This is a genomic window from Flavobacterium caeni (assembly GCF_900101895.1).
Lineage (GTDB): Bacteria > Bacteroidota > Bacteroidia > Flavobacteriales > Flavobacteriaceae > Flavobacterium > Flavobacterium caeni.
Genome location: NZ_FMVF01000042.1, coordinates 1 through 4,656, shown reverse-complemented (window position 1 = coordinate 4,656; position 4,656 = coordinate 1). Strand labels below are relative to the sequence as shown.

Annotated in this window: 6 protein-coding genes; 5 read left to right on the top strand and 1 reads right to left on the bottom strand. The window is 37.8% G+C overall.

Going from position 1 to position 4,656, the window contains the following annotated elements; translation table 11 throughout:
- The coding region (locus BLP55_RS17220) for a hypothetical protein (RefSeq protein WP_211516848.1) at positions 1-228 on the bottom strand (228 nt) is incomplete at its 3' end.
- A gap of 150 nt (positions 229-378) precedes the next feature.
- Between BLP55_RS17220 and BLP55_RS16220 the strand changes: the two genes are divergently transcribed.
- From BLP55_RS16220 to BLP55_RS16195, 5 genes are all read left to right on the top strand, one after another.
- On the top strand, positions 379-1,053 hold the full coding sequence (locus BLP55_RS16220; RefSeq protein ID WP_091147301.1) for a hypothetical protein: 675 nt from the start codon (positions 379-381) through the stop codon (positions 1,051-1,053).
- A 192-nt stretch (positions 1,054-1,245) separates the two neighbouring features.
- Positions 1,246-2,064, top strand: a complete 819-nt coding sequence (locus tag BLP55_RS16215) for an alpha/beta hydrolase (protein ID WP_091147298.1) — start codon at positions 1,246-1,248, stop codon at positions 2,062-2,064.
- Positions 2,065-3,240: 1,176 nt separating this feature from the next.
- Positions 3,241-3,909 carry a hypothetical protein gene (locus BLP55_RS16205; RefSeq protein WP_139149794.1) on the top strand — a complete coding sequence of 223 codons (669 nt, stop codon included), beginning with the start codon at positions 3,241-3,243 and terminating at the stop codon, positions 3,907-3,909.
- 195 nt (positions 3,910-4,104) lie between these two features.
- Positions 4,105-4,347 carry a hypothetical protein gene (locus BLP55_RS16200; RefSeq protein WP_091147305.1) on the top strand — a complete coding sequence of 81 codons (243 nt, stop codon included), beginning with the start codon at positions 4,105-4,107 and terminating at the stop codon, positions 4,345-4,347.
- A complete protein-coding gene (locus BLP55_RS16195) occupies positions 4,329-4,640 on the top strand; it encodes a type II toxin-antitoxin system RelE/ParE family toxin (protein WP_091147287.1) in 312 nt (103 codons plus the stop codon). Before BLP55_RS16200 ends, BLP55_RS16195 begins: the two co-directional genes overlap by 19 nt.
- Positions 4,641-4,656 lie beyond the last annotated feature (16 nt).

Here is a 4,656-nt window from a genome sequence, read left to right as displayed (position 1 = left end):
TGACTCTCTTTGCGCTGAAATCCAAATCAGAGAGTTCGCTGCAAACGAGTAAATTTCCAGCCAATCTTTAGCGAATTTCTTAGCCGAAAATCTTCGTGGAGTTTCGTTGTCGTTATCTTCAGGAATTTCTTGTCGGCTTCCAGGAAAAATCTTCCAAACGAGAATGATAAACAAAGGAAATATAAAACCGAACTGGATCAATTTACTTTGCCAGGCGTCATCGTGCAACACTGCATTTACGCAAGAGCTGGTTTTTAGTGACTTGAAACATTTTTCAAACCAAGAAAGTTGTATCTTGGCAGAGGGAACTCTGCTCCCATTTCCGCTCCTGCGCAAATGCAGGGAACGTTGGCAAACATTTAAAGAAAGACCATAAAGATGAGACCATTTTTTGCATTTATAGTTCTGTTATTTTCAAATAACTATTTCGTTTTTGGACAAGATAGTTTAGTGACTAGAGAAGTAATTTATAAATCTGCATATCCCGAGGGAGTGTATATCACTAAGAGTGATTTTTTAAAGAAAACCCCATCCCAAGTGCAGATTGTTCCAAAAGGTTTAATTGGTTTTAAAAAGCCCGTTTTAGCTGAAAGTGTGCATAATTGTTATTTTTATTATTTGTCGCCCGATAAAAGGATAAAAGACGCTTTCGCAGTATCATATGACGGGTATTTGTACTTTCAAATTAATGCAATACTAAAAAATCGACATAAAGATGACGATTCGCAGACGAACAGTTTTCCAAACAGCTTCGTTAGAGTACTTATTGGTGGGGACAACTTTCTTTACACTGAAGCGGACCTCGCGAATGTTTGGGCAAAAGGAGCTGCTTACGGTGGTGTCGGTGGTGGAGTTGGTGTAGCATTAGCGAATAAATGGACTTATGGTAAAGGCATCGTATGGGATTTTGCAAATAGCGAATTCAATATTTTCCGTAACTGCAAGGATTTCAACGAATTTATTAAAAACTATTACGAAAATGGAATCCAAGAATGCAAAAAAAATCAACCTGAAACTTTTAACATTAGGGAAATTATCGAAAAGATTAAATAAACGTCTGCCAACAGCCGGTAAGCAAAATTGCCGGGTTTTCGGTAGCCGGAAGTTGCGGTTTCACGAAGAAACATTATCTTCGGCAGAGCGAACTCAGTTCGCTTGGATCGGCAACTTCGCTTACCGGCGAAACGTTGTGCGTCAGCTTAAAACGACAGCGTACAAAACATAAACAGACAAAAAACTGAAAAAATGAAATTTATTTTTTACAACTTACTTATTATACTTGTTACATTGACAAGTTGCTCAAACGCATCACAACCAAACGACCCTATTCCAGAACACGAAACTTTTAAAATTCAATCTAAACAAGTTGGAGAAGAAAGAGTAATCAACGTTTGGACACCTGAAAATTATAAAACAGGTAAAGACTCTTTGCCCGTAATGTATATGGCAGATGGTGGAATTAAAGAAGACTTTCCACACATAGCAAATACTTTGGCTAAACTTATAAAAGAAAACAAAATAAAACCTCTAATACTTGTAGGAATTGAAAACACACAACGAAGAAGAGATTTGACAGGCTTTACAGAAGTAGCGAAAGACAAAGAAATCGCACCAGTTGTTGGTGGTTCAGAAAAATTTAGAGCCTTTATCAAAGAAGAACTTTTTCCAGAAATAAACAAACGATACAGAACAACGACTGAAAAAAGTATCATTGGAGAGTCTGCATCAGGACTTTTTGTAATGGAAACGTTTTTCTTAACACCTGAAATGTTTGACAATTATATCGCTTTTGACCCTTCGCTTTGGTGGAACAATCATTATTTAGTAAGAACAGCAAAAGAACATTTAGCGAAATTTCCATCTACTGAAAAACGAATTTGGTTTGCAGGTTCAAAGGCTGAAGATGTTTCGCCATTTACAAAAGAATTAGCTGAAATTTTGAAAGCAAAAAATCTAACAAATATTAAATGGAATTTTTCTGACGAACCAAAAGAAAAGCACACGACAATTTTTAGAGCAACAAAAGAAAAAGCAATTATTTGGACACTCAACAAAACTGAATAAAAAGCCGAACGCACAACAGCGCAGTTAAGCAAGAGCTGGTTTTTCGTGGCCGGAACGTTCGTTTTCACGAAGAATGTTTTATCTTGGCAGAGAGAACTCAGTTCGCTTGGCCGCTCCTGCGTAACTGCGCGAAACGTTACAAGAGAGCGCCGAGGAAACCCGGAAAATCGTCGTGTTGAATCAACTTCGCCGGCCATTCTTTGTCATTAATTTTAATATGATTTGCTTTGCGCTGAATTTGAAATTATACTTTTAGCGCCGAAAACTTTGTCGCCGAGCTTTGTCAGGTTTTCATATGACTCTCTTTGCGCTGAAATCCAAATCAGAGAGTTCGCTGCAAACGAGTAAATTTCCCAGCCAATCTTTGGCGAAGTCCTTTGCCGAAAATCTTCGCGGAGTTTCGTTTTGGTAACTTTGTGGAATTTCTTTGTCGCCTTCCGGAGAAATTCTTCAAAACAAGAATATACATTTTAAAAAATGAAAAATCCGAGCTGGATCGATTTACTTCGACTGGCGCCCCTTGTAACAGCCGGTAAGCAAAATTGCCGAGTTTTTGGTAGCCGGAAGTTGTGATTTCACGAAGAAACATTATCTTCGGCAGAGAGAACTCAGTTCGCTTGGTCGGCAACTTCGCTTACCGGCGAAACGTTACAAGAGAGCGCCGAGGAAACCCGGAAAATAGTTGTGTTGAATAGACTTCGCCAGCCAATCTTTGTCGTTAATTTTCATATGATTCTCTTTGCGCTGAATTTGAAAATATACTTTTAGCGCCGAAAACTTTGTCGCCGAGCTTTGTCGGGGTTTCATATGATTCTCTTTGCGCTGAAATCCAACTCAGAAAGTTTGCTGCAAACGAGTTAATTTTCCAGCCAATCTTTGGCGAATTTCTTTGCCGAAAATCTTCGTGGAGTTTCTTTGTGGTTACTTTGTGGAATTTCTTCGTCGGCATTCCAGGAAAATTCTCAAAAACAAGAATACACGATTAAAAAAATTAAAAATCCGAGTTGGATTGATTCACTTTGACTGGCGCCCCTTGTAACAGCCGGTAAGCAAAATTGCCGGGTTTTCGGTAGCCGGAAGTTGTGGTTTCACGAAGAAACATTATCTTCGGCAGAGAGAACTCAGTTCGCTTGGGTCGGCAACTTCGCTTACCGGCGAAACGTTAGCTGCAACTTTATGAGAGATTACACCATAAAACAAACGTCGGAAGTCGCTTTCAATTCTATGTTAGTGGCTTTAGGGATCTTTGTATATACTTGGATCGTATTCTTAGCTGACTTATTTTTTCCTGGAAAAGTATTTATTGCTCTTACTTTCAACGCAATCATCTCAATTATTGGCTTCCTCGCTGTTGTAAGATTTTCTACTTCTATTATTCAAATTACTATTGACGAATTTGGAATAACCAAAACATGGATCAAGCAGCTTCCCTTTCAAAATCGTCCAAATACAGTAATTGAATGGAACAAAATTCTTCAATATAAGGTTGAACCAAGTCGTGGATGGATTAGATTTAAATTTATCGCTACAAACGGCGAATTCCAAATTCTACATAGAAACCATTTTGAAGACGATTTCGACGAATTCGTACAAGAATTTGAAACTCGTGTCACGACTTTGAACCAGAGCGAAATAGTCACAAGTAAAATATCTAGGATCCCTAATATTTATGAAGGAAGATCTGGGCTGATAATATTGTCGTTGGCAATCTTAATACTATTGATAACTGTTTATCATATATCAACTTCTAGGATAGAAATCAAAGAGTATTTTGCTCTATCGACTGTTTTTTTGGGCGCTGCCTATTTCATTTTACAGGTGCTAGTGAATAGACCGAAAAGGTAAAAAAGTCGCAGCTAACCGCCGCTAAACGCAGTTATTGTTCAGTTTTTTGCCGGAAGTTTAGCCATCACGAAGAAAATTTGTCGCGGCAGAGAGAACTCTGCCCGCTTTTTCCATAACTTCGTTTAGCGGCCTAACGTTGTGCGAGATTTTGAGAACTCCGGGAAAATTACAATATTTGTAGAAAAGAAAGAACTTATGAGAGCTGTAGATAATCTTAGAAATAATATAATTGACAAATTGCTGACCATCTCTAATAAGGATTATCTGTCGGCTCTAAACCAATTAATTGAAAAAAGTTCTGTTGATAATAATATTGTCAAACTAAGCGAGGAACAAATTCTTATGCTTAACATGAGCGATGATGACATTAAAAATAATCGCTACATTTCTCAAGAAGAATTAGATAACACTGATTTGGAATGGCTAAAAAGTCTATAGTTTGGACTCAAACTGCCATCAAGCAGCGCCGAGAAATTCTTAAATATTGGACAATTAGAAATAAGTCCACGGCATACGCTGAAAAATTAATTGGCTTGATAAAGGAACGCGTTACTCTTATTTCAGAAAACCCGCTAGCTGGAAAAGAAACATCTCATCCAGATACTAGAGAAGCCGCGATGGGAAATTTTAGTATTTATTACAAATTTGCAAATGGCAAAATTTTCATCACTGCATTTTGGGATAATAGACAAAGTCCAAAAAAGTTAATCAAGATTTTTAGATCGAAGTAAAACCTCGCACAACCGC